21 protein-coding genes and 5 tRNA genes are annotated in these 25,236 nt (G+C 72.6%); 16 read left to right on the plus strand and 10 right to left on the minus strand.

Annotation, left to right across the window (positions count from 1 at the left end; all coding sequences use genetic code 11):
• Positions 1-3: 3 nt before the first annotated feature.
• Positions 4-2,169 (minus strand): RNA polymerase recycling motor ATPase HelR, encoded by a 2,166-nt coding sequence (gene helR / locus R2B67_RS30840; protein WP_317822564.1) that lies wholly within the window; start codon positions 2,167-2,169, stop codon positions 4-6.
• Between the two features lie 285 nt (positions 2,170-2,454).
• Here helR and R2B67_RS30845 point away from each other — a divergent pair, with 285 nt between their 5' ends.
• Both R2B67_RS30845 and R2B67_RS30850 read left to right on the plus strand, forming a co-directional pair.
• The gene (locus tag R2B67_RS30845) at positions 2,455-3,006 is read left to right on the plus strand and encodes a TetR/AcrR family transcriptional regulator (RefSeq protein WP_018515276.1); all 552 of its coding nucleotides are present in this window, start codon (positions 2,455-2,457) and stop codon (positions 3,004-3,006) included.
• A complete protein-coding gene (locus tag R2B67_RS30850) occupies positions 3,003-4,547 on the plus strand; it encodes an MFS transporter (protein ID WP_317822565.1) in 1,545 nt (514 codons plus the stop codon). Before R2B67_RS30845 ends, R2B67_RS30850 begins: the two co-directional genes overlap by 4 nt.
• 75 nt (positions 4,548-4,622) lie before the next feature.
• Here R2B67_RS30850 and R2B67_RS30855 read toward each other — a convergent pair whose 3' ends face one another.
• The gene (locus R2B67_RS30855) at positions 4,623-5,294 is read right to left on the minus strand and encodes a lysophospholipid acyltransferase family protein (protein WP_026242069.1); all 672 of its coding nucleotides are present in this window, start codon (positions 5,292-5,294) and stop codon (positions 4,623-4,625) included.
• Positions 5,295-5,584: 290 nt separating this feature from the next.
• On the opposite strand from R2B67_RS30855, the gene R2B67_RS30860 reads away from it, so the two are divergent.
• The 3 genes from R2B67_RS30860 to R2B67_RS30870 all read left to right on the plus strand — a co-directional run bounded on the left by R2B67_RS30860 (position 5,585) and on the right by R2B67_RS30870 (position 7,981).
• Positions 5,585-6,739, plus strand: coding sequence for a glycerophosphodiester phosphodiesterase (locus R2B67_RS30860; protein WP_317822566.1), 1,155 nt, complete (start codon positions 5,585-5,587; stop codon positions 6,737-6,739).
• A gap of 146 nt (positions 6,740-6,885) precedes the next feature.
• Complete coding sequence (locus R2B67_RS30865; RefSeq protein WP_317822567.1) at positions 6,886-7,440, plus strand: sigma-70 family RNA polymerase sigma factor; 555 nt, start codon at positions 6,886-6,888, stop codon at positions 7,438-7,440.
• A gap of 37 nt (positions 7,441-7,477) precedes the next feature.
• A complete protein-coding gene (locus R2B67_RS30870; protein WP_109977004.1) occupies positions 7,478-7,981 on the plus strand; it encodes a GNAT family N-acetyltransferase in 504 nt (167 codons plus the stop codon).
• A gap of 22 nt (positions 7,982-8,003) precedes the next feature.
• Here the strand turns inward: R2B67_RS30870 and R2B67_RS30875 are convergent, their stop codons facing one another.
• Together R2B67_RS30875 and R2B67_RS30880 are read right to left on the minus strand one after the other, a co-directional pair.
• On the minus strand, positions 8,004-8,453 hold the full coding sequence (locus R2B67_RS30875; protein WP_109977003.1) for a hypothetical protein: 450 nt from the start codon (positions 8,451-8,453) through the stop codon (positions 8,004-8,006).
• Between the two features lies 1 nt (position 8,454).
• Positions 8,455-8,814 carry a hypothetical protein gene (locus tag R2B67_RS30880; RefSeq protein ID WP_018515269.1) on the minus strand — a complete coding sequence of 120 codons (360 nt, stop codon included), beginning with the start codon at positions 8,812-8,814 and terminating at the stop codon, positions 8,455-8,457.
• A gap of 605 nt (positions 8,815-9,419) precedes the next feature.
• Between R2B67_RS30880 and R2B67_RS30885 the strand changes: the two genes are divergently transcribed.
• The 8 genes from R2B67_RS30885 (at position 9,420) to R2B67_RS30920 (ending at position 20,688) form a co-directional block, all read left to right on the plus strand.
• Positions 9,420-10,502: a methionine ABC transporter ATP-binding protein gene (locus tag R2B67_RS30885; RefSeq protein WP_317822568.1), complete on the plus strand. Its 1,083-nt coding sequence runs from the start codon at positions 9,420-9,422 to the stop codon at positions 10,500-10,502.
• Positions 10,499-11,167, plus strand: a complete 669-nt coding sequence (locus tag R2B67_RS30890) for a methionine ABC transporter permease (protein ID WP_109977002.1) — start codon at positions 10,499-10,501, stop codon at positions 11,165-11,167. Before R2B67_RS30885 ends, R2B67_RS30890 begins: the two co-directional genes overlap by 4 nt.
• A 90-nt stretch (positions 11,168-11,257) precedes the next feature.
• Positions 11,258-12,124, plus strand: a complete 867-nt coding sequence (locus R2B67_RS30895) for a MetQ/NlpA family ABC transporter substrate-binding protein (RefSeq protein ID WP_317822569.1) — start codon at positions 11,258-11,260, stop codon at positions 12,122-12,124.
• Between the two features lie 135 nt (positions 12,125-12,259).
• A complete protein-coding gene (locus R2B67_RS30900; protein WP_317822570.1) occupies positions 12,260-12,964 on the plus strand; it encodes a GNAT family N-acetyltransferase in 705 nt (234 codons plus the stop codon).
• Positions 12,965-13,094: 130 nt separating this feature from the next.
• Entirely contained in the window at positions 13,095-14,333 is a 1,239-nt protein-coding gene (cbiE, locus tag R2B67_RS30905; RefSeq protein WP_317822571.1) for a precorrin-6y C5,15-methyltransferase (decarboxylating) subunit CbiE, read from the plus strand.
• 334 nt (positions 14,334-14,667) lie between these two features.
• Positions 14,668-18,204, plus strand: coding sequence for a nicotinate-nucleotide--dimethylbenzimidazole phosphoribosyltransferase (gene cobT, locus R2B67_RS30910; RefSeq protein WP_317822573.1), 3,537 nt, complete (start codon positions 14,668-14,670; stop codon positions 18,202-18,204).
• Positions 18,205-18,493: 289 nt separating this feature from the next.
• Entirely contained in the window at positions 18,494-19,786 is a 1,293-nt protein-coding gene (gene cobA / locus R2B67_RS30915) for a uroporphyrinogen-III C-methyltransferase (protein WP_317822575.1), read from the plus strand.
• Positions 19,787-19,869: 83 nt separating this feature from the next.
• The gene (locus tag R2B67_RS30920; RefSeq protein ID WP_076967831.1) at positions 19,870-20,688 is read left to right on the plus strand and encodes a TrmH family RNA methyltransferase; all 819 of its coding nucleotides are present in this window, start codon (positions 19,870-19,872) and stop codon (positions 20,686-20,688) included.
• An 18-nt stretch (positions 20,689-20,706) separates the two neighbouring features.
• On the opposite strand, the gene R2B67_RS30925 is transcribed toward R2B67_RS30920, so the two are convergent.
• The gene (locus R2B67_RS30925; protein WP_317822577.1) at positions 20,707-22,062 is read right to left on the minus strand and encodes a serine/threonine-protein kinase; all 1,356 of its coding nucleotides are present in this window, start codon (positions 22,060-22,062) and stop codon (positions 20,707-20,709) included.
• Positions 22,063-22,654: 592 nt separating this feature from the next.
• Here R2B67_RS30925 and R2B67_RS30930 point away from each other — a divergent pair.
• The 3 genes from R2B67_RS30930 to R2B67_RS30940 all read left to right on the plus strand — a co-directional run bounded on the left by R2B67_RS30930 (position 22,655) and on the right by R2B67_RS30940 (position 24,660).
• A complete protein-coding gene (locus R2B67_RS30930; RefSeq protein ID WP_018515259.1) occupies positions 22,655-22,861 on the plus strand; it encodes a hypothetical protein in 207 nt (68 codons plus the stop codon).
• A 377-nt stretch (positions 22,862-23,238) separates the two neighbouring features.
• A complete protein-coding gene (locus R2B67_RS30935; protein WP_317822578.1) occupies positions 23,239-24,288 on the plus strand; it encodes a phosphotransferase family protein in 1,050 nt (349 codons plus the stop codon).
• Between the two features lie 66 nt (positions 24,289-24,354).
• A complete protein-coding gene (locus R2B67_RS30940) occupies positions 24,355-24,660 on the plus strand; it encodes a TFIIB-type zinc ribbon-containing protein (RefSeq protein WP_030574246.1) in 306 nt (101 codons plus the stop codon).
• Positions 24,661-24,716: 56 nt separating this feature from the next.
• Here R2B67_RS30940 and R2B67_RS30945 read toward each other — a convergent pair.
• From R2B67_RS30945 to R2B67_RS30965, 5 genes are all read right to left on the minus strand, one after another.
• Positions 24,717-24,791: transfer RNA gene (locus R2B67_RS30945), tRNA-Val, on the minus strand.
• Between the two features lie 23 nt (positions 24,792-24,814).
• A tRNA-Val gene (locus R2B67_RS30950) sits at positions 24,815-24,886 on the minus strand.
• Positions 24,887-24,905: 19 nt separating this feature from the next.
• Positions 24,906-24,977: transfer RNA gene (locus R2B67_RS30955), tRNA-Val, on the minus strand.
• 1 nt (position 24,978) lies between these two features.
• Positions 24,979-25,052, minus strand: a tRNA-Cys gene (locus R2B67_RS30960).
• Between the two features lie 37 nt (positions 25,053-25,089).
• Positions 25,090-25,162 (minus strand) — tRNA-Gly (locus R2B67_RS30965).
• Positions 25,163-25,236 lie beyond the last annotated feature (74 nt).

Consider the following 25,236-nt stretch of genomic DNA (forward strand, 5'->3'; position numbering starts at 1 on the left):
TCGTCAGCCGGTCAGGACGACGAGCTCCTGGGTCGCGCGGGTCATCGCCACATACCGGTCGACCGCCCCCGCGACGCCCTCCCCGAACGCCTCCGGTTCGACGAGCACCACCAGGTCGAATTCGAGGCCCTTCGACAGCTCCGGGGTCAGCGACCGCACGCGGGGCGTCGCCCGGAACGCCGGATCGCCGATGACACACGCGATCCCGTCCGTATGCGCGTCGAGCCACGCCTCCAGGACCGCATCCCGTTCCGCCACCGAACCGTGGACGACGGGCCGTCCGCCGGAACGGATCGAGGTCGGCACGTTGGCGTCCGGCAGCACGGCCCGGATCACCGGCTCGGCCTCCGCCATGACCTCCTCCGGCGTCCGGTAGTTGACGGTCAGGGAGGCCAGCGCGACCCGGTCGAGCCCGACCCGCTCCAGCCGCTCCCGCCAGGATTCGGTGAAGCCGTGCCGGGCCTGGGCGCGGTCCCCGACGATGGTGAAGCTCTTCGACGGGCACCGCACCAACAGCATCTGCCACTCGGCGTCGGTGAGCTCCTGCGCCTCGTCCACGACGATGTGCGCGAACGGGCCCGCCAGCCGGTCCGGTTCCGTGCCGGTGGAGGCGGCCGGGTCGACCAGGGTGTTCTTCATGTCCTGGCCGTGCAGCATCACCAGCGCGCCCTCGCTGTCGACATCCGCGTCGGCCAGGGTCTCGTCCGCGAGGATCGCGTCGATGACCTGGGCCATGCCCGCATGCTCGGCGGCCACGGCGGCGTCCTGCCGGCGCTTGCGCCGCCACGCCTCGGGGTCACCGACTCGCTGCCGCGCCGCGTCCAGCACCGGCAGATCGGAGACCGTCCAGGCCTGCGCGTCCGCGCGCTGCAACAGCCGCACCTCGTCCCGGGTCAGCCAGGGGGCGGCCATGCGCAGGTACGCGGGGACCGACCACAGGTCCCCGACGAGCTCGGTCGGATCCAGCAGGGGCCATGCCCGGTCGAAGGCGGCGGCCAGCTCCCGGTCCTGGCCCACCGCCTTGCGGACCAGCTCCGATGCGACCTCCTCACCGTCGTACTTCTCCGTCAGCAGCGTGAGCAGCTCCTCCCGGACCTGGTCGCGTGCCTCGTTGTGTACGGCGCCGGGCCCGGCGGTCTCGAAGGCCACGGCCCAGTCGGCGGCGGTGAGCCGGAGGTCGGCCCAGGGGGTCGTGACCGTCAGGGGCTCGGTGGGCGGCTCCTCGTAGAACCGGACGGCCGCCTCCACCGCCCGCACCAGCTCCGCCGACGCCTTGAGCCGGGCCACCTCCGGGTCGGCCTCGGGTCCGGCCGTCGCACCTTCCGCCACCAGGTCCCGCAGGGTGCAGGTCCGGACGCCCTCCTCGCCGAGGCTCGGCAGCACATCGGCGACGTACCCGAGGTAGGGCCGGGAGGGGCCCACGAACAGGACGCCGCCCCTCCGCTGGGCGAGGCGCGGGTCCGCGTACAGGAGGTACGCCGAGCGGTGCAGGGCGACGACCGTCTTCCCCGTCCCCGGCCCGCCGTCCACGACGAGCGCGCCCCGGGAGCTCGCCCGGATGATGGCGTCCTGGTCGGCCTGGATGGTGCCCAGCACGTCCCGCATCCGCTCCGACCGGTTGGAGCCCAGGCTCGCGATGAACGCGGACTGGTCGTCGAGCGCGGCATGCCCGGCGAAGGCGTCCGGGGCGAACACCTCGTCCCAGTAGTCGCTGATCGACCCGCCGGTCCAGCGGTAGCGGCGGCGGCTCGTCAGCCCCATCGGGGTGGCGTGGGTGGCGCCGAAGAACGGCTCGGCGGCGGGGGAGCGCCAGTCGACCAGCAGCCGGTGGCCCTCGCTGTCGGTGAGCCCGAGCCGGCCGACGTACACGGGTGCGGAGCCGTCCTCGGCGACCATCCGCCCGAGGCACAGGTCGAGCCCGAAGCGGCGCAGGGTACGCAGACGGGCGGTGAGCCGGTGGATCTCGGCGTCCCGGTCCATCGCCTGCCGTCCCGTGCCGCCGGGCGCCCTGCGCTCGGCGTCGAGGCGGCCGGTCAGCTCGGCGATCGACGCGTCGAGGGTCCGGGCGATGGCCGCGAAGTGCCGCTCGTCGTCGGCGATCAGCGCCGGGTCGGCCTTGGGGGAGAGGTGGTCGGGGAGGCGGAAGGCGCTGGTGGGGGAGGGGTGCACGGCGTCCGTTCAGTCGTAAGGAGGTGGTGGGGCTGGAACTCCGGCCGCCGATTCTGCGGCACATGGGGGGTCTTGCGGCAAGACCCCCCATCAGCTATAAGTTGAGAGTGGCAAGGAGTGGGTTCACCTCCTGCCGCCCCCGCCGCTCGATGGATGCCAGGCTCCTCGCGGCGTACCGCACGCACCGAGTACGGCGCACCTCATGCACACCGAGTACAGGCCCCGGAGCACCGCACGCGCTCTCTCGATGAGACGCCTGTGTCTCACGTGGGTTAAGCTCGTCTCATGACTCTCGACCGTGAGCAGGTGCTGCGCAGCGCCGCCGCCCTGCTGACCCACAAATCGACCGCCACCATGGACGAGGTCGCCAAAGCAGCCGGTATCGGCCGCGCCACCCTTCACCGCCACTTCGCCGGACGCGACGCGCTGGTGAAGGCGCTGGAGGATCTCGGTATCCAGGCGTTCGAGGCGGCCCTGGACGCCGCCCGGCTCGACGAAGGCACCTCCGAGGAGGGGCTGCGCCGCCTCATCGCGGCCGTCGAGCCCAGCGCCGGCCTGCTCTCGTTCCTCGTCACGGAGAACCAGCTCTTCGAGGGCGACCAGGTCCACGAGGGCTGGAACCGGGCCGACGCCCGGGTCTCCGCCTTCTTCCGCCGCGGCCAGGAACGCGGCGAATTCCGTATCGACCTCACCCCCGCCTGGCTGACCGAGGCCCTCTACGGGCTCATCGGCACCGGGGCCTGGGCCGTCCAGGTGGGACGGGTCGCCACACAGGACTTCCAGTACATGATCGTCGAGCTGCTGCTCGGCGGAGCCCGCCGGAGCGTGGAGCAGTGACCAGCATCGACCAGCACCCGAAGACCACGGACCACGAGCGCCGCCCCGGGCGGTGGATCGCGCTCGCCGTGCTCGTCCTCGCCGTGCTGCTGGTGGCCGTCGACGCGACCGTCCTCGGCCTCGCCACCCCGTTCCTCAGCGAGGACCTCGCCCCCACCGGCAACCAGCTCCTGTGGATCGGTGACGTCTACTCCTTCGTCATCGCCGGTCTGCTCGTCTCGATGGGCTCCCTCGGTGACCGCATCGGCCGCAAGAAGCTGCTGCTGATCGGCGCCGTGGCGTTCGGCGCGGTCTCCGTCCTCAACGCGTACGCGACGACGCCCGAGATGATGATCGTGGCCCGGGCGCTGCTCGGTGTCGCGGGCGCCACCCTGATGCCGTCCACCCTCGCCCTGATCCGCAGCCTCTTCCACGACCCGCGCGAGCGCAGCCTCGCCATCGGGATCTGGGGCGCCATGGCGTCGGCGGGTGCGGCGGTCGGGCCGGTCGTCGGCGGGTTCCTGCTCGAACACTTCTGGTGGGGTTCGGTCTTCCTGATCAACCTGCCCGTGATGGCCGTGCTCGTCGTCGTCGGCATCAAGCTGATCCCGGAGTCCAAGAACCCCGCGCCCGGCCCGTGGGACATGCCCAGTGTCGGGCTCTCCCTGGTCGGCATGATCGGCATCGTGTACGCCATCAAGGAGACGGCCTCGCACGGGCTGGGCTGGGGTCCCGGCGTGGCGGCCGTGCTCGGCGCCGGCGCGCTCACCTGGTTCGTCCGCAGGCAGCTCCACCTCCCCGCCCCCCTGCTCGACATGCGGCTCTTCCACCACCGGGGCTTCTCCGGCGCCGTCCTCGCCGACCTCCTGACCATCCTCGGCCTGTCGGGCCTGGTCTTCTTCCTCTCCCAGTTCCTGCAACTGGTCCAGGGCCGGGGGCCGCTGGAGGCGGGTCTCGCCGAACTGCCCGCCGCCATCGGCGCGGTGACCGCCGGTCTGCTGGCCGGATTCGCTGCCCGCCGGTTCTCGGTGCGCTCGGTCGTGGCGGGCGGACTCGGCGCGGTCGGTCTCGCGCTGGGCACGGTGACCCTCCTCGACCAGCACACCGGCTACCCGCTGCTCGGCTCCATGCTGCTGGTCGTCGGCGTCGGCGCCGGGTTCTCCTTCACCGTCACCGCCGACGTCATCCTCTCCAGCGTTCCGCAGGAGCAGGCCGGTTCGGCGTCGGCCGTCTCGGAGACGGCGTACGAGCTCGGCGCCGCCCTCGGTATCGCCCTGCTCGGCTCCATCGTCACCGGCGTCTACCGGGGCTTCCCGACCCCGGCGGGCATCCCCGCCGATGTCGAGTCGGCGGCCCACGAGTCGCTCGGCGGGGCCGTCGAAGCGGCGACCGCCCTGCCCGCCGCCCAGGCGGGACCGCTGGTCTCGGCGGCCCAGGAGGCGTTCGTCGACGGGATGCGGTCCGCCGCGGGCGTCGGGTCGGCGGTGCTTCTCGCGGCAGCCGTCGCCGCCTGGTTCCTGCTGCGGGGCCAGAAGCTGGAGGACGGGATCGAGCACCCGTAGTACGCCGCCACGTGGAAGGGCCCGCACCCCGGTCTCGCGGAGTGCGGGCCCTTCCACATAGAAGCCTCTGCGGAATCAGGCCGCCTTGGCCTTCGTCGCGTACATGTCCACGTACTCCTGGCCCGAGAGCCGCATCACCTCGGACATCACCGAGTCCGTCACCGCTCGCAGCACATAGCGGTCGCGATCCATGCCCTCGTACCGGGAGAACTCCATCGGCTCGCCGAACCGCACCGTGACCTTGCCCGGCCGGGGCAGACCCGCGCCGCCCGGCTGGAGCTTGTCGGTGCCGATCATGGCGAACGGGACCACGGGGGCGCCCGTCATCAGCGTCAGCCGCGCGATCCCCGTACGGCCCCGGTAGAGCCGGCCGTCGGGGGAACGGGTGCCCTCCGGGTAGATCGCGAAGGCCTGGCCCTCCTCCAGCACCCGGCGTCCGGTCATCAGCGCCGCGACCCCGCCCCGGCCGCCGTCCCGGTCCACCGGGATCATGCCGCAGCCGGTGAAGAACCAGGCCATCAGACGGCCCTTGAGTCCCTTGCCGGTCACGTACTCGTCCTTGCCGATGTAGAACACCGGCCGGTCGCAGCAGATCGGCATGATCATCGAGTCGATGAAGGTGAGGTGGTTGCCCGCGAGGATCACCGGCCCGGTCCCCGGGATGTTCTCCGCGCCCTCCACCTGTGGGCGGAACATCAGGCGCAGAATCGGTCCGAGCACTGCCTTGATGACCGTTTGACGGGACAACGGTTCCTCCGGTGTCGTGGCCGGGCCGGCCGGGGCGAGTGAGGTTGTGCAGGGATGTGGTGCGGGGGTGGTGCGCGGTGGTGTCCGGTGGTGCGAAGTGTTGGACTGTGCAGGTGAGGACGATACTCGCGGGTATGGGCTGATCGCACATCGGGTTCACGGAGTGGATACGCGATGTTGACGTGTGTTTCCGCCATGTTCGCCCCTGATCCGCCCTGCGGACCTGCCCGGCTGCCTACGATCGGGCCCCGCCCGACAGATGTCAGGACAGTACCGAGCGAGGAGCATTCATGACGGAGCGTGTGTCCGGCACCCCCGGACGACGGGCCCTTCTGGGCGCCGCCGTCCTCTCCACCGCGGCGCTGGGCCTCGCCGGTACGGCACAGGCGCAGGCCGCCGAGCGGGGGCGCGGCGGCCACGGCTCGCTGCGGGACCTGCCCGTGCCGACGGTGATCGGCCACCGCGGGGCCAGCGGCTACCGTCCCGAGCACACCCTCGGCTCCTACCAGCTGGCGCTGGACCTGGGCGCGCACATCGTGGAGCAGGACCTCGTGCCCACCAAGGACGGTCACCTGGTCTGCCGGCACGAGAACGACATCACCGCCACCACGGATGTCGCCGACCACCCCGAGTTCGCCGGCCGCAAGGCCACCAAGAAGATCGACGGCGTCAGCTACACCGGCTGGTTCACCGAGGACTTCACCCTCGCCGAGCTCAAGACCCTGCGGGCCACGGAGCGCATCCCCGGCAACCGCCCCGACAACACCCTCTACGACGGCCGCTGGACCATCCCCACCTTCGAGGAGGTCCTGCGCTGGGCCGACCAGGAGGGCCGCAAGCGGAAGAAGCCCGTCTGGCTGTACGTGGAGACCAAGCACCCCACGTACTTCCGGAGCCTGGGCCTCGGCCTGGAGGAGCCGCTGGCCCGGCTGCTGCGCCGCTACGGCCGGGACCGCAGGAACGCCCCGCTCATCCTCCAGTCCTTCGAGCCGAGCTCGATCCAGCGCCTCGCCCGGCTGGTGGACACCCCGCGCATCGTGCTGCTCTCCGGCCCGACGACCCGCCCCTGGGACTTCGTCGAGTCGGGTGACCCGCGCACGGTGGCCGACCTCGTGACCCCTGCCGGGCTGAAGTGGATCGCCTCCTACGCGCAGGGCATCGGCCCCACGCTCGACCTGGTCATCCCCAAGGACGCCGCGGGCCGGCTCACCACGCCGACCACGCTGGTGAAGGACGCGCACGCGCGCGGCCTGCTTCTGCACCCGTACACCCTGCGCAACGAGAACAGCTTCCTGCCCGCCGACTTCCGGCGCGGCACCGACCCCAACGCCTACGGGGACGTCTTCGGCGCCGCCGCCGCGTACTTCGCCACCGGCATCGACGGCATCTTCTCCGACCACCCGGACACCGCGCTGCTCGCGGCGGCGGACTTCGACGGGCGCTGAGCCTCTTCGGTGCTCACGCGGGTACGGGCCCGGCGGCCGCGCAGCCGGGCCCGTACGCACGTCAGCACCGCGCCCGTACCTGCCCCGGTCGGGTGGTGCCGTGCCCGCGGGGCAACCGGCCGGGCCACCACCACGTCCGCCGGGGCATGACGCTTCTCGATCATGAACCCGACCGGACCGCCGCCACCGCCCGCGTCGTCCGGGCCTTACAGCCCCTGGTGCGGGCGGAGGCGAGAGCCGAGGCACCCGCCGCCGGCCTCGACCCCGCCGACCTGGAACAGACCGTCTGGCTGCGGCTGCTGGAGCGCCCCGCCGCGGCCGTGCCGCCGCGCGACCCGGCCCGCTGGGTGCGGGACACCGTCCGCGCGGAGGCCCGCAAGGGGCGCCGCACGGTCCGGCGGGAACGCCCGTACGCCGGAACGGAACCCGCCGCCCCGGCCGCCGGCTCCCCGGAACGGGCCGCGCTCGGAGCCGCCGAACGCCGGGCACTGCGCGCCGCGATGGCCCGGCTGCCCGGACGCTGCTCCCGGCTGCTGGACGCGATGCTGGCGCCCACCGACCCGACCTACCGCGAAATCGCAGGGGAGTTGGGTATGTCACAGGGGAGTTTGGGCCCGATCCGTTCCCGTTGCCTTGGATGTCTGCGCAGAATGCTGGCGGCGGAGGTTGTCGCCCCTGAACTGCGGGGAAGAGGGCGGTAGGCAACCGGGCGGACAGGTGAGCGGGAGGCGTGCACACATGGGCATGAGCGTGATCATCTCGGCGGCGACGGCACAGGACGTGGAGCAGATCTTCCGGCTCCAGTACCTCTGCTTCCAGCGCGAGGCCGAGCTGTACGACAACTACCGGATCGACCCGCTCGTCCAGACCCTCGACGCGGTCCGCGGCGAAGTCGCCGACGACCTGGTCTTCGTGGCCCGCCTCGGCGACGAAGTCGTCGGCTCGGTACGCGGCTTCACCGACCCGGACGGTACGGGCCAGATCGGCAAGCTCTGCGTCCACCCCCGGCTCCAGGGCCACGGGCTCGGCACCCGCCTGCTGAACGCGGCGGAGGCGGCCCTGACGGCCGACCGCGCCGCCACCCGCTTCCGGCTGCACACCGGACACCGCAGCGAGAGCAACCTCCGGCTCTACCGGCGGGCCGGATACGCCCAGGTCGGCAACGCCACGGGGACGGACGGCGTCCGGCTCATCCTGCTGGAGAAGGAAGCGGCCGCCCAGGAGTTCGTGGCCAGCGCCTGACCCGACCCCAGGGGGTCCGGCGTCAGGCCCGCTTGGCGCGCCGCAGCCAGATCATCCCGGTGACCGGCAGGATCACCGGGATGAACAGGTACCCCATCCCGAAGTCCGACCAGACGGTGGAGTCGGGGAAGGCGGACGGCTCGGCCAGCGTCCAGGCGCCGACGACGAGGACGCCCAGCAGCTCGGCGGCGCAGCACACCAGTGCCGCCCGGCGGGCCCTCTCGCCCCCGCGCACCAGCGAATACGTGATGAACCCGTAGACGACGGCGGCGACGGCCGAGAGCGAGTAGGCGAGCGGCGCCCGGTCGAAGCCCCGGATCACCTCGACGACCGAACGCGAGGCCGCCGCGACCGTGAACACCCCGTAGAACCAGACGAGCACCCGGCCGGGACCCGTGCCCAGCTCGAAGGACGGCTTCGTGCCGGGGGCGGCGGCGGGGGACTGGTCCTGGTGCCGGTCGGTGTCACTCACGTCAGTTACCCCAGATGTCGTAGAGCCGTACTTCGAGGACCGCCAGCACCACGGCGCCCGCCGCCACCGTCACCGAACCCCAGCGGGTCCGCTCGGACAGCGACAGCACACCGGCCGCCGGCACGGCCGCGAACGAGCCGATCAGATAGGCGATGAACACCGCCATCCCCTGCTCCGGCCGCTCCCCGCGCGCCAGCTGCACGATGCCCACCACCAGCTGGGCGAAGGCCAGCACGGTCACGACGGCCATCCCGATGAAGTGCCAGTCCTTCGTCGGCTGGTCCTTGTAGGCGGCGTGTCCGCACCAGGCGGCGAGGAGGAGCGCGGTCACGGCGACCGCGACCGTCAGGGCGTCAAGCATGTAGCGAGGGTATTACGGCCGCACCGCCCGCCCGCGTGCGGCCCCGCCCGCCCCCGGCCCGGCGGCACCGCGGTGCCGCGGATCGTGGCCTTGGCCACAACGACCCCCCGCACCACCCCCGCAGCCGCCCGCCCCCAGGGCCGTACGCCCCCCTCACTCACCCCTATAAACCCAGGTCAGAGCCTTGCGGCCGTACGTCGTCGCGTCGCTCCGAAACGCCGCCGCCGACCATCCACGGCTGTCCGGAATGCGGACAACCGGGTTCGTGCCCAGGCGTACGTCTGTTTTACTGGGGCGCATGACCACGACGAGCAGCCGCACCCTTGCGACCGAGGCGATCAGTACGCCCGGTGCTCGTTGTATGTGTCGAATGCGCGCCTTCTGAGGGCCCCCGCCTGAGTCTCGCGCCCCGAAGCGAGACCGAGCCTGCGCCGTTCGCCCCCTGTGGAACGAGCCGCCCGAGCATGCGCTGTCCCCGGCCGACCGCCGTACACAGCCGTGCTGAGACGTAAACCGGCCGACCAGCCCGAAGTCAGTCTCTTCAGACGTTTGCCCCGTGCCCGGCGGACACCCGCGCCGCGCACTCGACAGTGACGGAAACCCCTGTGATCACCACGACGGGCCTCACGAAGGTCTACCAGTCGCGCGACCGTGAGGTCACCGCGATCGACGGAGTCGACCTCCACGTCCGCGAGGGCGAGATATACGGCGTCATCGGACAGAGCGGCGCCGGGAAGTCCTCCCTCATCCGCTGCGTCAACCTGCTGGAGCGCCCCACCTCCGGCACGGTGACCGTGGCCGGCCAGGACCTCACCGCCCTCGCCGGGCGCGGCCGCCGGGCGAGCGCGGAGCTGCGCGCGGCCCGCACCAAGATCGGCATGGTCTTCCAGCACTTCAACCTGCTGAGTTCGCGCACCGTCCTGGACAATGTCGAACTCCCCTTGGAGATCCTCGGAGTCTCCGGCCAGGAGCGCACCCGCAAGGCCAAGGAGCTCCTCGATCTGGTCGGCCTCGCCGACAAGGGGAAGTCCTACCCGGGGCAGCTCTCCGGTGGTCAGAAGCAGCGGGTGGGCATAGCCCGCGCCCTGGCGGGCGACCCCAAGGTGCTGCTCTCGGACGAGGCGACCTCCGCCCTCGACCCCGAGACCACCCGCTCCATCCTCCAGCTGCTGCGCGACCTCAACCAGCAGCTCGGCCTGACCATCCTGCTGATCACCCACGAGATGGACGTCGTCAAGACGATCTGCGACTCCGCCGCCCTCATGCAGCGGGGCAGGATCGTGGAGTCCGGCACGGTCGGCGGACTGCTCGCCACCCCCGGCTCCGAGCTGGCGAGCGAGCTGTTCCCGGTCGGCGGGACCGCCTCCGGGCCCGACCGCACGGTCGTGGACGTCACCTTCCACGGGGAGGCCGCCACCCAGCCGGTGATCTCGCAGCTCTCCCGTACGTACAACATCGACATCTCGATCCTCGGCGCCGCGATGGACACCGTCGGCGGCAAGCAGATCGGCCGGATGCGCATCGAGCTGCCCGGCCGGTTCGAGGAGAACGTCGTCCCCATCGGTTTCCTGCGCGAACAGGGCCTCCAGGCCGAGGTCGTCGAGGACGAGAACGGCCCCCGGGCCCGCGCCGCCGAAACCGTCCCCGAGCAGGCGCCCGCCACGATCACCAAGGAGGCCGTCAAGTGACCTGGTCCGAAATGCAGCCCCTGCTGACCCAGGGCACCTTCGACACCCTCTACATGGTGCTGTGGTCGGCGCTGGTCACCGTCCTCGGCGGACTGCCGCTCGGCGTCCTGCTCGTCCTCACCGACAAGGGCGGACTGCTCCAGAACACCGCGGTGAACAAGGTCACCGGCGTGATCGTGAACATCGGCCGCTCGCTGCCGTTCATCATCCTGCTGATCGCCCTGATCCCCTTCACCACCTGGGTCGTCGGCACCTTCATCGGCCCCACCGCGATGATCGTCCCGCTCGCCGTCGGTGCCATCCCGTTCTTCGCCCGGCTCGTCGAGACGGCGATCCGGGAGGTCGACCACGGGCTCGTCGAGGCCGTGCAGTCGATGGGCGGTTCCATCCCCACCATCGTCCGCAAGGTGCTCCTGCCGCAGGCCCTGCCCTCGCTCGTCTCGGGTGTCACCACCACCCTCATCGTGCTCATCGGCTACTCCGCGATGGCCGGTGCGGTCGGCGGCGAAGGGCTCGGCTCCAAGGCCGTGACCTACGGATTCCAGCGCTTCGACAACCAGTTCATGCTGATCACCGTCGCGCTCCTCATCGTGCTCGTCAGCGTGATCCAGCTGATCGGCGACATCGTCGTGCGGCTGCTGGCCCGCCGCGGCCGCACCGCCTAGGCCGTCGGCCGCCCCCTGAACTTTCCGTCCCCATCAAGCCCGAACTCCTTGTCCGGGCGCACCACCACCACTGAGAAAGAGGCACTTTTCGTGCGCAAGAACATCAAGATCACCGCAGCCGTCGCTTCCGCCGCAGCACTCGCCCTGGGCCTCAGCGCCTGCGGTACGGACTCCGACCCGGCCTCCAAGAGCGAGAGCGGCGCCAAGGCCGACACCTCCAAGGCCCTGGTCGTCGCCGCGTCCCCGACGCCGCACGCCGACATCCTGAACTTCGTCAAGAAGAACCTGGCGGAGAAGGAGGGCCTCAAGCTGGAGGTCAAGGAGTTCACGGACTACGTCCTGCCGAACACCGCCACCCAGAACGGCCAGGTCGACGCCAACTTCTTCCAGCACAAGCCGTACCTGGACGACTTCAACGCGAAGAACAAGACCACCATCGTCCCGGTCGTCAACGTGCACCTGGAGCCCCTCGGTCTCTACTCCAAGAAGATCAAGGACCTCAAGGACATCAAGGCCGGCCAGACCATCGCCGTCCCCAACGACACCACCAACGGCGGCCGCGCCCTCCAGCTGCTCGCCGAGAACGGCCTGATCACGCTCAAGGACGGCGTCGGCACCTCCGCCAAGCTGAGCGACATCACCGACAAGAAGGGCCTGGAGTTCAAGGAGCTGGAGGCCGCCACCGTGCCCCGCGCCCTGAACGACGTGGACGCCGCCGTCATCAACGGCAACTACGCCCTTGAGGCCAAGCTCTCCCCGGCCAAGGACTCCCTCGCCCTGGAGAAGGCCGAGGGCAACCCGTACGCCAACTTCCTGGCGGTCAAGGAGGGCAACGAGAAGGACCCGCGGGTCGAGAAGCTCGCCAAGCTCCTCAACTCCGACGAGGTCAAGAAGTTCATCGACGACACCTACCAGGGCTCGATCGTCGCCTCCTTCGGCGCCCCGGCCGCGTCCTGACCCCACCAGGTACTCACCCCAGCAAGTCCTGACCTCCATCAGGCACTTGCCCGACGGAGCCCCGCCCCTTCCCCCGGGAAGGCGCGGGGCTCCGTCGTGCGGACCCGCCCATGCACACCGCGGATGCGATGCTGCATGCTGTGCTTTTACCCGGTCTTCGCTTTTACCCCGGTCTTCTGCATGGAGCTGCGCATGACTACCACCTTTCCGTCCGTCTCCATCAGCACGGACAGGTTGGTGATGCGTCCCTTCGAAATGGCGGACATCCCCGCGTACATCGAGATGATGAACGACGAGGCGGTCATCGCATGGACCGACGGACCGCACCCGTACACCCAGGTCGACGCCGAACGCTGGGTCCGCAGAATCGCCCCCGGGGAACGCACCTCGGGCCGCGGCATCGCCCTCGCCGTCACCGAGTTCCTCACCCAGCGGCTCGTCGGCAGCGTCCAGCTCCTCAACACCGACCGGCGCACCCTGGCCACCGAGGTCCGCTACATCACCGCCCCCTGGGCGCGCGGCGAGGGATACGCCACCGAATCCGTGCTGGCGGTCGCCGAATGGCTCTTCCGCGACCAGGGCTTCGAACGCATCGAACTGCGCACCCCCGCCGACAACACCGCCTCCCAGCAGGTCGCCCAGAAGCTCGGCTGCATCAGCGAGGGCGTCCTGCGCAACGCCCGGATCGCGCGGACCCGGACCGAGAACGGCACCGACGGCGGCTGGACCGACATCCGTACCGACCTGATCGTCTGGGGCCTCCTCCCCGAGGACCTCGAAGGCGTCGCCGAGCAGCTGGCCGACGCCGGCGGCTACGGCACGTACGACGACTGGAAGTGACCCCGCACGGGCCGGGCGCCGCCTGGCCCAGGCCCCTGGCCGGACCCCGATCCCGACCAGGTACTCTCACCCCTGCCCGCCACCGCCGGGCAGCCCCGCCCCCTCCGACACCCCCAGGAGACAGACGACGATGGCCGACCGGGTCACGGTGATCGGCTGGGACGGCTCGCCACTGCCCGGAGCGGCCACGGCCGCGCTCTCGGCCGCCACGCTCGTCGCGGGCGCCGCCCATCATCTCGCCCTGCCCGAGGTGCCCAAGAGCGCCGAGCGCATCCGGCTCGGCAGCGTCGACCTGGCCGCCCGCCGCATCGCCGGCCACCGCGGCAGCGCCGTCGTCCTCGCCGACGGCGACCCGGGCTTCTTCGGCGTCGTCCGCAGCCTGCGCGCCCCGGAACACGGGCTCGAAGTCGAGGTCGTCCCCGCCGTCTCGGCCGTGGCCACCGCCTTCGCCCGCGCCGGAATGCCCTGGGACGACGCACAGATAGTCGTCGCCCACCCCCGCACCCTGCGCCGCGCCGTCAACGTCTGCCGGGCCCACCACAAGGTCGCCGTCCTCACCTCACCGGGCGCGGGCCCCGCCGAACTCGCCCTCCTCCTCGAAGGCGTCCACCGCACCTTCGTGATCTGCGAGGAGCTCGGCACCGACCGCGAACGCGTCACCGTCCTCACCTCCGACAAGGCCGCCGACCACACCTGGCGCGACCCCAACGTCGTCATCGTCATCGGCGGCGGCCCCGAGACCACCGCCACCGGCGCCTGGTTCGCCGGCCGGGAGCCCGCCTACCCCCAGGGCATCCGGGGCTGGGCCCTGCCCGCCGAGGCCTACCGGGAGGCCGGCGCCGAACGCATGCAGGAGTCCGGCGAGGGGGAGTCCCCGAACCTGCGCGCCGCCCAACTGGCCATCCTCGGCCCCCGCACCGGCGACCTGGTCTGGGACATCGGCTGCGGCAGCGGCGCCCTGGCCGTGGAGGCGGCCCGCTTCGGCGCGGCCGTGCTGGCGGTGGACGCCGACCCGGGAGCCTGCTCCCGTACGGACGCGGCCGCCCGGGCCTTCGGCGTACCCCTCCAGATCGTCTGCGGCCGGGCCCCGCACGTCCTGGAACGGCTGCCCGAACCCGATGTCGTACGGGTCGGGGGCGGCGGTGTCCCGGTGGTCCGGGCCGTCGTGGACCGGCGCCCGGAACGCATCGTCACGCACGCCTCCACCCGGGACGAGGCCGAGGCCCTCGGCGCGGCGCTGACCGGCAACGGCTACACCGTCGCGTGCTCGCTGCTCCAGTCCGTCGACCTGGACACCGAGGTGTGGACCGAGCGCGAACGGTCCGTCGTGTTCCTTCTCTCCGCACGGCGTTCGGACGTCGCCCCCTGACCTTTCCGCCGGGTACGGGAGGTAGGCTGGCCGATTGTTGTACCGCGCCCGGACGTTCGTCGCTTCGTTCGTCAATGTCCGGAAAAGTGGACTGTTTTGTTCCGCTCTGTGGTACGGCACCAACCGGGGGACGCGCGACGTGGCGCAGTCCACAGCGAGCCGTGGCGGAACTTCCTGCCGCGGCGGCGAACGGCCGCGAGAATAAGAAGAGGTCCGCGGGCGTTTCGTGCCGCGCGGCGAGCCCGCTCGTTCTCCATGACGAGCACCGGCGTGCCGTGGTTCGGCGTCCCGGGCGAAGGGCCGAAGGAGCACTGACGATGGGCGAGGGGTACGCATGACTGACACCGGCCAGATCCCGGGCGAGGGACTGCCGGAGAACGCAGGCATGGTGGAGCAGCCGGGCATCCCCGCCCCGGACGCGTACACCTTCCTCGACCCCTCCGAGCACGCACCCGAGGACGACGATCTTCTGCTGATGCCGACCTCCCAGGGCGCGTGGAGCGACCCGCAGACGGTCCAGACCCCGGCGGCCCCGCAGCCTCAGGCCGCCCCGGCCCCGGCCCTGGCCCCGCAGGCCCCGGCTGCCCAGCCGTCGGCGGCCCAGGCGCCCGCCGCCCACGCCCCTGCCGCTTCGGCGCCTGTCGCTGGGGCTCAGGAGCAGGCGGCCCAGCAGTTCTCGGCCCAGCAGCAGCCGCAGTACGCGACGCAGCCGCAGGTCCCCGCGCAGGGCCAGGAGGCCACGCTTCCCGAGGCGTACGGCACCCATGAGTCCGGAGGCCGCGACACGGGCTCCGTCGACCTCGATGCCGTACGGATCCCGGCTCCGGCCCCGGCCTCCGCCCCCGCCCCCGCGCCCGTGCAGACCCCGACGCCGGTCGGCGCGCACGCGCAGGCTGCCTCCGCCCCGGCCCGCCGCCCCCTGCACCGGGGCCCGGCACCGACCGAGGCCCCGTCGTACGCCGGCGGTACGCAGGGTGGCGGCGTGGTCCGCTCGCTGGCCGACCGGGGTCCCGCCGGAGCGGTGAGGACGGCACCCCCGGCCCGCCACGCGAGCCCGCCGGTGGCCGCCCCCGAATACTTCGAAGCCCCGGCCGACACGGCCTCGGCGCTGCCGGGCCCGCAGCTGGGCGAGATCCCGCCGCAGGGCGCGTCCCCGTGGGGCCCGCCGCCGCAGCAGCCGCAGCCCGAGCCGGAGGCGCCGGTGACGGCGGCGATGGAGGAGCCGGTGGAGGAGCCGGAGGCGCCGGCTGAGGCCGTGGCCGAGGCCGTTGCCGAAGTTGAGGCTCCTGCCGAGCCGGTCGCGGTGCCCGAGCCCGCTGAGCCGGCGGCACCGGTGGAGGCCGAGCAGCCGGTCGCGCCGGAGGCGGTGGCCCCGCCCGAGCAGGTCGTGCCGCAGCCGGTGGAAGCTGAGGCGGTCGCGCCTGCCGAGCCCGTAGAGGCGGTTCAGCCGGAGGCGGTCGTTGCGGCCGAGCCCGATCAGCCGGTGCAGGTGGAGCAGCCCGAGGTGGTGGCTCCGGTCCAGGTGGAGCAGCCGGTCCAGGCCGAGGCTGTGGTCGAGCCCGAGCTCGAGCCCGCGCAGGCCCCCGAGCCGGTCGTCGTACAGCCCGAGCCGGTGGATCAGGTGGCCCCGGCAGAAACGGTCGTCCCGGAGCCGGTCGTCGCCGAGCAGCCGGAGGCCCAGGCGGAAGCGGTGGCCCCGACGGAGCTGCCCGCAGAGGCGGCTGTGGAGACGCCCGCGGATGCACCGGCGGACGTACCGGTGGAGATGCCCGCCGCGCCCGCCGACCTTCCGGCCGAGTCCGCGGCGCAGCCCGTCCCGGAGCCCCAGGCTCCCGTACAGCAGCAGGAGCTCGCCGCCGACCCCGTACAGCCGGTCGAGGCCGCCGAACCCGAACCGGCCCCGCCGGCCGAGGAGGCCGTGGAGCCGGCGGAAGCCCAGCCCGAGCCGGAGCTGGAACAGCCGGCGCCGCAGCCGACCCCCGAACCCGCCACGCAGGCGGAGCCCGTGACCGACGCCGAGGACGGCGCAGGACCCGAGGTCATCGAGACCCCGGAGCTGGACGAGCAGCCGGTCGAGCAGTCGGTCGAGCAGCCCACGGCGGAGGCGGCGGCCCCCCAAGCCCCCCAGGAGCCCTTCACCCCGCCCGCCCCCGGCTACGACGACGCCGAGCGCGAGGCGGTGCTCCGGGTCATGCGCGAGCGCCGGGACATCCGCAACGGCTTCCGCAGCGACCCGATCCCGCACGAGGTGCTGCTCCGGGTGCTGGAGGCCGCGCACACCGCGCCGAGCGTCGGCCACTCGCAGCCCTGGGACTTCGTCGTCATCCGGTCCGCCGAGACGCGCCGTTCCATGCACGAACTGGCCCAGCGCCAGCGTGAGGCGTACGCCAAGTCGCTGCCCAAGGGCCGGGCGAAGCAGTTCAAGGAACTGAAGATCGAGGCGATCCTCGACACCCCGGTGAACATCGTCGTCACCGCCGACCCCACCCGGGGCGGCCGGCACACCCTCGGCCGCCACACGCAGCCGCAGATGGCCCCCTACTCCTCGGCGCTCGCCGTGGAGAACCTGTGGCTGGCGGCCCGCGCCGAGGGCCTCGGCGTCGGCTGGGTCAGCTTCTTCGACGAGCGTGAGATGGTCCGCGCGCTCGGGCTGCCGGAACACCTCGAAGTGGTGGCGTACCTCTGCGTCGGTTACGTCGACGAGTTCCCCGAGGAGCCGGAGCTGCTCCAGGCGGGCTGGTCCAAGCGCCGCCCGCTCTCCTGGGTCGTCCACGAGGAGACGTACGGGCGGCGCGCGCTGCCCGGCGAGGAGCCGCACGACCTGCTCCAGGAGACGATCTCCGCCATCCGCCCGCTGGACGCGAAGGCGCTCGGCGAGGCGTGGGAGCGGCAGAAGCGGATGACCAAGCCGGCCGGGGCGCTCGGCATGCTGGAGATCATCTCCGCGCAGCTGTCCGGCCTCTCCCGGATGTGCCCGCCGCCGATCCCGGAGCCCGCGGCGGTCGCGATCTTCGCCGGTGACCACGGGGTGCACGCCCAGGGCGTCACGGCGTGGCCGCAGGAGGTCACGGCCCAGATGGTGGCGAACTTCCTCGGCGGGGGAGCGGTCTGCAACGCGTTCGCCGCGCAGGTCGGCGCGGAGGTCTGCGTCGTCGACGTCGGCGTCGCCACGGATCTGCCGGCGACCCCCGGCCTGCTGCCCCGCAAGGTACGGAAGGGCACGTCGGACTTCACCACGGGTCCGGCCCTCACCCGGGAAGAGGTCCTCGCCGCCATAGAGGTCGGCATCGAGACCGCCCGCGACCTGGTGGCGGCGGGCAACAAGGCGCTGCTCACGGGTGAGATGGGCATCGCGAACACGACGGCGTCCGCCGCGCTGATCTGCGTCTACACGGGGGCGGACGCCTCCGAGGTGACCGGCCGGGGGACCGGCATCAACGATGAGATGCACGCCCGCAAGGTCGACGTCGTACGGCGTGCCCTCGACCTCCACCAGCCGGACGCGTCCGACCCGATCGGCGTCCTCGCGGCGGTCGGCGGCCTGGAGCACGCCGCGATGGCGGGCTTCCTCCTCGGCGGAGCCTCCTTGCGTACGCCGGTGATCCTGGACGGCGTGAGCGCGGGCGCGGCGGCCCTGGTCGCCCGGGCCATCGCCCCCGAGGCCCTGGCCGCCTGCATCGCGGGCCACCGCAGCGCGGAACCGGGCCACGTGGCCGCCCTGAACAAGCTGGGCCTGCGCCCCCTGGTCGACCTCGACCTCCGCCTGGGTGAGGGCACGGGCGCGCTGCTGGCGCTGCCGATCGTGCAGAGCGCGGCACGGGCGATGCACGAGGTGGCGACGTTCGACGCGGCGGGAGTGACGGAGAAGTAGCACTTTCAGCCTCTCCGGGGCTCGCCCTCCCAGCCCCTCCGGCGCCGGTATTCCAGCCCCTCCGGCGCTTGAGGAGCGGGGTCCGGGGCGGAGCCCCGGTTTCGGGAAGGGGCGGGGAGGGGACAGGCCCGCCGCAGGCGCCCCACCACGGCCCCACCCCCGCCGCCGCCCCGCCCCCCACCCCGTATCGTGTCCCCCACCCAGCACACCCCTCACTCCCGCACGTCACAGCCGCTCCACCGCCGCAGCGGCCCCTACGCAGCACCCCGCACGAGGAGCCCGCACCGCCATGGCCGAGCACGCAGCCCACGCCGACCGCGCAGGTCAGAACGATCACCCCGCGTACCCCGTCGGCCTGCGCCTCCACGGCCGCCGCACCGTCGTCATCGGCGGCGGCCAGGTAGCGCAGCGCAGGCTCCCGCAGCTCATCGCCACCGGTGCCGTCATCACCCTGATCTCCCCGTCCGCGACGCCCTCCGTCGAGGCCATGGCGGACGCCGGGGAGATCCGCTGGGAGCGCCGCCGCTACCAGGACGGCGACCTCGCCGACACCTGGTACGCCCTCGTCGCCTCCTCCGACACCGCCGCCAACGACGCTGCCTCCGCCGAGGCCGAGCGCACCCGCACCTGGTGCGTACGGGCCGACGACGCCGAGGCCGCGACCGCCTGGACCCCGGCCACCGGCCGCATCGACAACATCACCGTCGCCGTCCTCAACACCACCCCCCAGGGCCGCGACCCCCGCCACTCCGCCGCTCTCCGCGACGCCATCGTCGAGGGTCTCCGCGACGGCACCATCGCCGCCCCGCACCACCGCAACCACACCCCCGGCGTCGCCCTGGTCGGCGGCGGCCCCGGCGACCCGGACCTGATCACGGTGCGCGGCCGCCGCCTCCTCGCCGAGGCCGACGTGGTCATCGCCGACCGCCTCGGCCCCCGCGACCTGCTCGACGAACTCCCGCCGCACGTCGAGGTGATCGACGCGGCGAAGATCCCGTACGGCCGGTTCATGGCCCAGGAGGCGATCAACCAGGCGCTGATCGAGCACGCCAAGGCGGGCAAGGCCGTGGTCCGGCTCAAGGGCGGCGACCCGTTCGTCTTCGGCCGGGGCATGGAGGAGGCCCAGGCGCTGGCCGCCGAGGGCATCCCCTGCACGATCGTCCCCGGGATCTCCAGCACCATCTCCGTCCCCGGAGCGGCCGGTATCCCGGTCACCCACCGGGGCGTGGCTCACGAGTTCACCGTGGTCAGCGGCCATGTCGCGCCCGAGGACCCGCGCTCCCTGGTCGACTGGGAGGCGATCGCCCGGCTGCGCGGCACCCTGGTCCTCCTCATGGCCGTGGACAAGATCGGCGCCATCGCGGCCGCCCTGATCGCCCACGGCAAGGACCCGGCCACCCCGGTCGCCCTCGTCCAGGAGGGCACCACCGCCGCCCAGCGCCGGGTCGACGCGACCCTCGCGGACGTCGGCGAGCGCGCGGTCGCCGAGGACGTGCGCCCGCCCGCGGTGATCGTCATCGGCGAGGTTGTCGCGGTCGGCCCCCACTCCGCACCGCAGCAGGCCGACCCGTCGGCCGAATGAACGCGGACCCCACCAAGTAACCCGCGGTTACGCATCTCCTCCCAGGCGTTGGCACCGCACACCGGACAAGGCAGTATCACCCTGTGGCAGATCTCATCACCGTCGACGACCCCGACGACCCGCGCCTGAGCGACTACATCGGCCTGACCGACGTCGAGCTGCGGCGACGGCGCGAGCCCGCCGAAGGCCTCTTCATCGCGGAGGGCGAGAAGGTCATCCGGCGCGCCCGGCACGCCGGGTACGAGATGCGCTCGATGCTGCTCTCCGCCAAGTGGGTCGACGTCATGCGCGACGTCATCGACGAGGTCCCGGCCCCGGTGTACGCCGTCGCCCCCGAGCTCGCCGAACGCGTCACCGGCTACCACGTCCACCGCGGGGCGCTCGCCTCCATGCAGCGCAAGCCGCTGCCCACCGCCGACGAACTCCTCACCACGGCCCGCCGGGTGGTGGTCATGGAGTCGGTCAACGACCACACCAACATCGGGGCGATCTTCCGCAGCGCCGCCGCCCTCGGCATGGACGCCGTCCTGCTCTCCCCGGACTGCGCGGACCCGCTCTACCGCCGCTCGGTCAAGGTGTCGATGGGCGCGGTCTTCTCCGTCCCGTACGCGCGTCTCGAAGCCTGGCCCAAGGGGCTGGAGACCGTACGGGAAGCGGGCTTCCGGCTCCTCGCCCTCACCCCCGACCCCAAGGCCACCAGCATCGACGAGGCGGCCCCGCACCGGCTGGAGCGGGTCGCGCTGATGCTGGGCGCGGAGGGGGAGGGGCTGTCCACGAAGGCGCTGATGGCCGCCGACGAGTGGGTCCGCATCCCGATGGCGCACGGCGTCGACTCGCTGAACGTCGGCGCGGCGGCCGCGGTCGCGTTCTACGCGGTGGCGACGGGCCGCCCGGAGAGCTGAGCCGGGCGGGGCGACGCCTCAGCGCAGTTCGGCCCGCACCTGCTCCAGCACGTGCGCCTGCTGCTGATCCGGCTGCTCCTGCGACACCGCGCTCGGCCGGCTGGGCTGCTCGCTCCCGCCCAGCCCGCGCGCCGGCCCCTGGCACCCCTGCGCGACCGCGATCCCGAGTGCCACCAGCAACGTCACCACCACGAACACCACCAGCCGCTGGCGCAGCAGCCGCGGATTGGCCGGACGCCGTCCCGCCGAGGTCGTACGGGCCCCGGGACGCGTCCCCGGCCTGCCGTTCGTCGTGCCCGGCCGCTTCCCGGCCCCCGTGGTGGAACGCGGCGCCCGCTGCTGAGGCCGGGACCCACCGGTGCGCGGCGCGTTCCCGCCTCCGCCCCCGCCCCCCGAACGCGCCGGACGGCGGCCCTGCTGCGGGCGGGACGCCGAGGACGGGCCCTCCGCGCGGCGGGTGTGCTGCTCGGTGTACGGGCCGTCGAGCCGGCCGGTGGGCCGGTCCGTGTCCGGGGCCGAACGCTGGGCGGGCGGCCGGCTCTCGTGCAGGCCCTGCGCCTCGCGCGCCGCGATCTCCTTGAGCCGCATGGACAGTTGGAGCGTGCTCGGCCGCTCCTCCGGATCCTTCGCCAGGCAGGCGCGGATCAGGGGGGCCAGCGCGTCGTGCACCCCGTGGAGCTGAGCCTCCTCGTGCACCACGCGGTAGAGCATCACCTCGGAACTGCCGTGCCCGAAGGGGGAGTCGGCCATCGCCGCGTACGCCAGGGTCGCGCCGAGGGAGAAGACGTCCGTCGCCGGGGTCACCGCCGCGCCCCGGACCTGCTCGGGCGCGAGGAAGCCGGGCGACCCCACCGCCGTACCGACATGGGTCAGTGTGCTGGCCCCGGTCGCCCAGGCGATACCGAAGTCGATGATCCGGGGGCCCTTGGGGGAGAGGAGGATGTTCGACGGCTTGAGATCCCGGTGGACCACGCCCGCCTCATGCACCGCGACCAGGCCCTCGGAGAGCGCCGCACCGATCGAGGCCACCTCGGCCGCGGCCAGAGGGCCCTCCTCGGCGACCTTGTCGTGCAGGGAGGGGCCGGGGACGTACTGCGTCGCGAACCAGGGGCGGTCCGCCTCCAGGTCGGCGGCGACCAGCCGGGCCGTACAGCCGCCCCGGATCCGCCGCGCGGCGGACACCTCGCGCGCGAACCGCGAACGGAACTCCTGGTCCTCCGCCAGATCGGGCCGGATCACCTTGAGCGCCACCCGCTGACCGCGCCGGTCGGAGCCGAGGTAGACCACGCCCATGCCGCCCGCGCCGAGCCGTCGGTGCAGCCGGAACGAGCCGACGAGACGCGGGTCCTCGCGCCGGAGCCGCATCATCGCCATCGTCTGCCCATCCCCGCTGCCTGGTCCGCCTGACGAGGCACAGCTTACGTACCCCGCGCCCGGTGCGCTCAGAGGCCGCGCCCTCACCGGGGATTCGATTGTCCGTACACGGCGGGAAAGATGAAGGGCGGTCAGCGGGCGGCGGTTCCGGGCCCGTCGGCCTGGAAGGGTCGGCAAAGGGCTTTCGAACAAGGGGTGTTGGATCAGGCCATGATGGCTGGGAGGCGTCGGTCGGGGAGCGTGCGGACACCACCCGGACGTACACGGTGACGGTTCTCAGGGGCTGCCACCGAACGCGACGCACCCTCCTTCGGAGGGTGCGGGGAGTGAGTGAAGTCACCCGACGGGGCCCTTCCGGGGGTGGTGGCCCCCCTGTGCCCCCTCCGGGATGACCCCAACGCCGGGTGGACCGTCTCCACCCAGGGGAGTACGCCGACCACCGGCGGCTCATCCTCCGGGAGGCCCGGGATTCGGTACGCGGGCATGACGCCCCGTGCTCGCCGGTTACCTAATGTTGAGATCAAGCGGCGGGCGAGCACTCGTCCCCCGAGGTCACACGCCCGTCGCTCCACATCAGGTCAGGAGAGGAACCATGGCGGACACGGCAACGCGGACCATGATCCGCACGCAGGGACGCAAGGCCTACGCCTCGTTCGGCGCCCGCCCGTCCGGCACCCGTCACCCCTTGGTGGCGACGGCCATGGTTCTCCCCCTGGCGGCCCTGCTCGTAGTCGCCTTCGGCGGCTGGGACGCGGTGGTCACACAGGCGTCGTCCGTGGCTGTGATGCTGGGGCGCTGAGCGGCGCCAGGGTCCGGAAGAGCGGTCCGGACCCAGGTATCGGGCCAACAGCCCCGTGGGGACGGGGGTGCGGCGGACGGCAGCGTTTGTCCGGTCAGCTGGGGAGCTGACCGGGCATCGCGCTGTCCGGGCCCGTTTCCCGGGGTCGCATGCTCCTGGGACGGGGACGCGTGGCCGCATGCCCCTGGACGGGGACGGGGACGGGGACGGAGGCGGGGGCAGGCGCAGGGACCGGGACACGCCGGTACGAACCAGGCGAGGCCCGACCTGGCGCCCCGCCCGGCGGGCTCCACCGCCTTCCGCCCCCGGCTGCGGCGTACGCTCAGCAGGGACCGGTGGCAGGGCCGGGACCGACCGCTGCCGGGGAGCCGTTGCGTATGACCTCAACCTCAGTCGACCGTGAGCCACCCACTGCCGAGCCCGCCTCCGGTGAGCCCGCCTCCCATGAGTCCTCCCGCGAGCCGGTCATCCGTGAGCTGGGCACCCTGGCCCACCGCCTCCGCCTCCACCACCCGCCCGAAACCCCCTGCACCTGCCGGCCGCCCCAGCTCCTGGCCGACCGGCCGGACGGCACCGTGGTCCGCAGCGGCCCGGTCGTGGCCAAGGCGCACGCCGCCGACATCGACCGCGACGCCCTGGCGGCCCGCCTCGCCCTGGCCTCGGCGCCGGCGCTGTCCGGCATCCTCCTCGCACCGCTCACCACCCCGGGGACGCCCGATACCACGGGGGCCGTCCCCCGCCCCGTCACCTTCTGGCCGTACGGCACCCCCGTCGACCCCAGGGACCCCGACGCGGCCCCCTGGGCCGACGCCGCCGTCCTGCTCGCCCGCCTCCACCGAACCGTTTCTCCGCTCCCGCTCCCGGCCCCGCCGATGCGCGGCCCGGTCAAGGCGGCCCGTGCGGTCGCCCGGATGATTGCCGCCCTCCCGGGCGACGCCGCGGTCCTCCCCGTACAGGCCGCCTGGCACGCCCTGCCGGGCTGGGCGCAGGGCGAGGCCGCGCCGCCTGCCGCACGGTCCGGCTTCCTCTGCCACGGGGACCTGCACCTGGGGCAGCTCGTCCGTCATCCCGCCCCGGACGGGCCCTGGTTGCTCATCGATGTGGACGACGCGGGGCTGGGGGACCCGGCCTGGGACCTCGCCCGGCCCGCCGCCTGGTACGCGGCCGGGGTGCTGGCCCCGGAGGACTGGCTGTTGTTCCTGGACGCCTACCGGTCCGCCGGGGGGCCCGCCGTGCCCGCCGAGGGGGACCCCTGGCCGCAACTGGACGTCCCCGCCCGTGCGCTGACGGTCCAGACGGCGGCCGTCGCCCTCGCCAAGTGCGCCGCTGAGGGCCGGGAGCCGGACGAGATGGAGCAGCTGATGATCGATTCCTGTGCCCGAATCGCTACATTCCCGCCCGAGTTGGCGGCCGGGTCCGCGTCGTAGGCTGAACGGACCGCCGCCGGACAGGCTTTCCGGCAGTGGCACAACGAGGGCGAGGAGCCGAGCCGAATGATGCAGTGTCCCAAGTGTCACGCGCAGATGCAGACGTACAACCGCAACGGCGTCCAGATCGAGCAGTGCAGTGGCTGCCGGGGGATATTCCTGGACTACGGCGAGCTGGAGTCGCTGACCCGTCTGGAGTCGCAGTGGGCCCAGCAGGCGCCGCCCCCGCCGCCCGCCCCCCAGGCCTACCCGCAGGCGGCTCCGCCGGCCCATGCCCCCGCCTGGGGCGCCCCGCAGTACGGCCAGCAGCACGGCGGGCACTACGGCCACCGCCGCCAGAAGGGCTTCGGCCGGATGCTCTTCTCGTCCTGACGGTCACCGGCACGACGAAAGAACCCCCGGCCGTCGAAACGGCCGGGGGTTCTCGGTGGTGCGCGATACTGGGATTGAACCAGTGACCTCTTCCGTGTCAGGGAAGCGCTCTCCCGCTGAGCTAATCGCGCAGGACGGACCTGCGTGTACTGCGTGCGCGATACTGGGATTGAACCAGTGACCTCTTCCGTGTCAGGGAAGCGCTCTCCCGCTGAGCTAATCGCGCGGGGATCCTTGCGGATCAGTGGACGATACTGGGATTGAACCAGTGACCTCTTCCGTGTCAGGGAAGCGCTCTCCCGCTGAGCTAATCGTCCTTGGAGGTGGAGACGGGATTTGAACCCGTGTAGACGGCTTTGCAGGCCGTTGCCTCGCCTCTCGGCCACTCCACCAGGGATGGGGGTTCGGGAAGATCCCCCACCTTCTGCGAGCGGACGACCAGGTTCGAACTGGCGACCTCAACCTTGGCAAGGTTGCGCTCTACCAACTGAGCTACGTCCGCTTGTCTTTCCCGGACCGCTTGCGCGTCCCGGCGACGTGTTGAACTCTAGCGGATTCCCGGGCCAGTACAAAAAC

It is taken from the genome of Streptomyces cyaneofuscatus (assembly GCF_033109485.1).
GTDB lineage: Bacteria > Actinomycetota > Actinomycetes > Streptomycetales > Streptomycetaceae > Streptomyces > Streptomyces cyaneofuscatus.